Raw genomic sequence first — 4,135 nt, 5'->3', positions numbered from 1 at the left:
CTCCAAAGAAACATAGCTGAACATCCCATCCTGAACCTGCTCAGTTCCACGCATAATCAGTAGACGAATCTACGCACAACCCCGTTGCGGAGAGCTGCCTTTTTCAACAAGTTCCTAGGGGCCGGGAACCTCCCCAGAGCCCATCCCAGCAAGAGGGGCACTAAGTTCAGTCGCCATGGCGGCGCGCTTATTCCTGCAGCTTGTCGCCATTGAGGGTTCAGGATGAGCATTGAACAGCACCTCGCCACGCCAAGGTCTTGTTCTACGTCGATCCATAGCCGCCGTTGAGAGAGTTCAATTCACGGAGACATCGCATATCCCATCTCGTTGCTGAGGCACCCTGCGGCAATCGGCGCTTATGTAATCTTGTCGGCGTGGTTCTTGCGAATCCAGTCTTCGACCACTTTGCGGATTTCCTCGGCTAGTTTGCCCGCGAGATCAGCCTCACCCTGAGCCACAAGTCCGTAGTCGTCATAGGCGCCCGTATTTCGCTTTCGGCGTAAGGCATCGAGCCTGGGGATTAGCTTTCGCTCCGGATCGATCGAAAACTCCAGAGCCTCAATCGTGCGGTAGTGCTCGCCTCCGCCGCGGACGACCCGGTACCCAGCCGCGCGCAAGGCGCCTGTCGCGGAAGCTCGGATCGAGTCCCAGGCCAGACTCAGTTGCGCATCGGAAGACATCTCGCTCGCGACCGCCTTTCGATAGTCGCCGAGATGCCCGTCCGCATTCGCGAGCAGACGCTCGATCTCCTCCCGATCGGACCCGAGTTTCTCAAGCCACCGGTTGCTGGCCCAGTCTTCTAAGGACATCCTCGTCTCCGATCAGAAAGAGCTTGTTCTCGCCGAGCACCGTCTTCAGGAAGTTGCCGCGCAGTTTGCCTCTGAACTCATTCGCGGTATAAACCGTAGGGTTGATCTCGCGGTTCAGCGTTCTCTGTGCGTTTGCAATTCGGTCGACCACATCCGCGAAGTGCGCCCCACCCACAATCATCAAATCGACATCGCTTTGCTGGCCCTCACGGGAACGCGCCACGGAGCCATAGACAAAAGCAAGGTCGATATTCGCTGCCAGAGGGCTGAGCGCAGCCAGGAGAATGTCGCGCATTCCGACCGTCTTCGCGACAATGGCCCGCATCTCGGCGAAGATGGGGCTTGCCTCGTTGGCGCTAAACAGGGTCTGGGTTCCCAGAGTCTTTTTGGTCACCAGGCCGACGTCGACCAACTGGCGCAACTCCCGCTGCACGGGCCCCAGTGTAATCCCCGTTATCCGGGCAAGTTGTCTTAAGTAGTAGGACTCGCCAACATGCCCAAACAGAATGGCCAGCACCGCCCCGCGCGTGCGCCCAAACAGCGTGCTCGAAAGTGTGCTTGCTGTACCCATTCCGGAGTCAATCGTACCCGAAAAGGATACAGGGAGCAATGCCTGGATGCATTCGGGGCGATTCCGGCATCTGAGAGGATTCAATTCTCAGAGGCTGACAGTTGCCAGATAGTGCTGAGCTGGCCATGAAGAGCACCCTCACAAAAGCCAATAAAACCTGATCTCTCGCAATCCTGTGCACCGGTTGTGCGGCGAATTGCGGGAAACCCGCGGACCTCCTGGGATACAGCAGGTGCTGAACCCTCGTCAGTCTCCCCTGCCCTGATTAACACATAGAAACCGACACTAAGCAGCGGCCACGTGTGCGACACGTGCGCCCGCTTTTCTTGTTCCTGGTCGGAGCGCGCGACGTTTGTGATCATCGGGGCGGATTCCGCCTGTCTAGTGAAAGCTGCGGGGCGCCCGGTAAATCAAGAACTTACTGAGTTAATGAGTCTCCACTTCAAGAATGGCTCTATTGAACTCTTTCTTGTTTGCTAGGACCACAGGCGTTTCTCGAGCGTTATCCATCGCAGTCGCGACGTCCAGCCGTAATCTCTTTCTGAAGTAATAGAGCAGCGCTTTGCGAACGGGAATTGCTATTTGCCCTTTTTTCATGCAGTAATCCTGTGCAATGATGTCCTGTTGAGCTTTGCTGAGTAAGGGGTTTGGCACGAGTACGACACCGAAGAACTCGCGCCAATCCACATCTTGGTCGGCAGACAATTTTTGTGCGTCATCGCCCTCGCTGTTTAGGCAACGCGACACTATAAAGTCCGTAAATCTATCGTCCGTGTGGCAATATGCTCTAACATGCCATCTCAATCCGTCATTCCCCAGTGCATGAGGACTGATCCAACGCCACATAGGCTTAGGCCTTTGGGGGTTCATTGATTGGTAGAGGATTTTTATAGCACGCCGCCTTCTGAGGGCACTGAGAATGGAGCGCAATACATCTACGTCAACGCGACGATGAGGTATTGGCATGACTTCGGCAGATGCGTTGTTGAATAACCAGGTGTCGTCCTGTTTGACGGTGTGATCCGCGACGCTACGAAGCTGGGCTAAATAGCGGTCCGCGTCAGGGACAAAAAAGACCGGTTGGAATGTGCTTGCTGCGACATAGCGCTTCGCGCTTTTGTCATAAAGCAGATTTCCAGGCGCTTTAGCTGCATACAGAGTGAGGTCTTTCGATGCTTGAGGAACCGAGACACCAAACCGATCAGTGATGTCAGAGCGGTTGATACCACCCTCCCAGTACAAACGAAAATCCACAAACTCCAGTCTCTGCTCAAGACCCCAGCGCATTCAAATCCACCATTCCAAAGGGGATAGCCGTTTCTGTCCCTGCACATGATTATACCAAAACCGTCACGAATAGCGATGGGCAGCGTTTAATTACCCATCGTGTTACACTACACATGAGGAATAAAGGTTGAAAGGATGCGGCTATGTCTAAAGGCTTTGAAATAGACTTTCTACCTGTCGGAGAGAATTCGTGCAGTGGAGACGCGATCTGCGTTCGTTACGGCTCGCCGGAAACCGGCTTCACGATCAATATCGTTGACGGCGGGTACGCGTCAACAACAGAAACAATCATTGAGCACCTTAATAATCATTACGGACGCCCTAGACGGATTCACAATGTCGTTCTTACACACGCCGATCGCGATCATGCTGCCGGCCTCATCGGGATTCTTGAGCAGTACGATGTGGGGGCCTTGTGGATGAATCGTCCGTGGTTATATGCGGAACAAATCATTCATCATTTTCACGGGAACTGGACTATTCCAGGTCTCGTCAGCCACTTGCGAGATGAATTCGACAAGCTCGTTGAATTAGAGAGCATTGCGATCCGAAAAGGCATTCCGATCTATGAGCCTCTTCAAGGAGCGCAGATCGGGGAGTTTGTAGTTCTCGCTCCATCAAGAGAACGTTACGTTAGCCTCATTCCAGATCTCGACAAGGCTCCGCAGACTTATACGGAGACGGCGCTTGATTGGTTCGTTGAATTTGCCAAGAAAGCCGTGGCGTTTGTCAGGGAAACGTGGACTGGCGAGACCCTTTCAGACAACCCGGAGCAGACGAGCGCTTCGAATGAGAGCTCGGTTGTACAAGCAGCTCTCATTGACGAGAAACTAATTGTCCTGACGGGCGACACTGGACCTGACGGTCTGACTGAAGCGGCAGAATACCTTGCACGACTCGGATCATTTCAACCACATTTCTTTCAAGTGCCGCATCATGGAAGTCGTAGAAACGTAACGCCGACGGCATTAAACCGCTGGTTGGGCGCGCCACTCGCCGATCCCAGTCAGTCAAGAGGGGTTGCCTACTGTTCCGCAGCTGCAGAGGACGAAGACCACCCTCGTAAGAAGGTCGTCAATGCGTTCATTCGCCGAGGGTATCCAGTCCACACTACCAATGGAGTTGCGAAGTGTCACCGAAACAACATGCCTATGCGTCTCAATTGGGGCTCATCCATTGCTGAGCCGTTCTCTTGGGAGGTTGAGGAATGAAAAGCGTGCGAAGTCTCGCAACGGGATTCAGCTTTGACAAGTACACGCGGCAGGCTAGACTAAAGCCTTCCTTGTTCGTAGTTCTTCCAGTATTTGCGACGGTAGCGGTATGGCTCCCAAAAGTCTGGACACTCTTAGGAACTTGTTGAAAAAGGCAGCTCTCCGCAACGGGGTTGTGCGTAGATTCGTCTACTGATTATGCGTGGAACTGAGCAGGTTCAGGATGGGATGTTCAGCTATGTTTCTTTGGAGCAGCG

At 53.8% G+C, this 4,135-nt stretch carries 4 protein-coding genes; 1 reads left to right on the top strand and 3 read right to left on the bottom strand.

Annotated elements, in window-relative coordinates; translation table 11 throughout:
- Positions 1–356: 356 nt before the first annotated feature.
- The 3 genes from ABSG47_RS20400 to ABSG47_RS20390 form a co-directional block, all read right to left on the bottom strand.
- On the bottom strand, positions 357–809 hold the full coding sequence (locus ABSG47_RS20400) for a hypothetical protein (protein WP_424172259.1): 453 nt from the start codon (positions 807–809) through the stop codon (positions 357–359).
- Positions 772–1,380, bottom strand: coding sequence for a nucleotidyltransferase domain-containing protein (locus tag ABSG47_RS20395; protein ID WP_424172258.1), 609 nt, complete (start codon positions 1,378–1,380; stop codon positions 772–774). The genes ABSG47_RS20400 and ABSG47_RS20395 overlap by 38 nt, the downstream gene beginning before the upstream one ends.
- 426 nt (positions 1,381–1,806) lie before the next feature.
- Positions 1,807–2,667, bottom strand: a complete 861-nt coding sequence (locus ABSG47_RS20390; protein WP_424172255.1) for a BrxR family helix-turn-helix transcriptional regulator — start codon at positions 2,665–2,667, stop codon at positions 1,807–1,809.
- A gap of 143 nt (positions 2,668–2,810) precedes the next feature.
- On the opposite strand from ABSG47_RS20390, the gene ABSG47_RS20385 reads away from it, so the two are divergent.
- Complete coding sequence (locus ABSG47_RS20385; protein WP_424172253.1) at positions 2,811–3,878, top strand: ComEC/Rec2 family competence protein; 1,068 nt, start codon at positions 2,811–2,813, stop codon at positions 3,876–3,878.
- Positions 3,879–4,135 lie beyond the last annotated feature (257 nt).

The organism is Occallatibacter sp., assembly GCF_049510455.1.
Taxonomy (GTDB): domain Bacteria; phylum Acidobacteriota; class Terriglobia; order Terriglobales; family Acidobacteriaceae; genus Telmatobacter.
This window is presented reverse-complemented; position numbering and strand designations above follow the sequence as displayed.

Bases quoted from the DNA above. Each gene is read 5' to 3' on its own strand.
- ABSG47_RS20400 (WP_424172259.1), bottom strand. From the start codon at position 809: ATGTCCTTAGAAGACTGGGCCAGCAACCGGTGGCTTGAGAAACTCGGG.
- ABSG47_RS20395 (WP_424172258.1), bottom strand. From the start codon at position 1,380: ATGGGTACAGCAAGCACACTTTCGAGCACGCTGTTTGGGCGCACGCGC.
- ABSG47_RS20390 (WP_424172255.1), bottom strand. From the start codon at position 2,667: ATGCGCTGGGGTCTTGAGCAGAGACTGGAGTTTGTGGATTTTCGTTTG.
- ABSG47_RS20385 (WP_424172253.1), top strand. From the start codon at position 2,811: ATGTCTAAAGGCTTTGAAATAGACTTTCTACCTGTCGGAGAGAATTCG.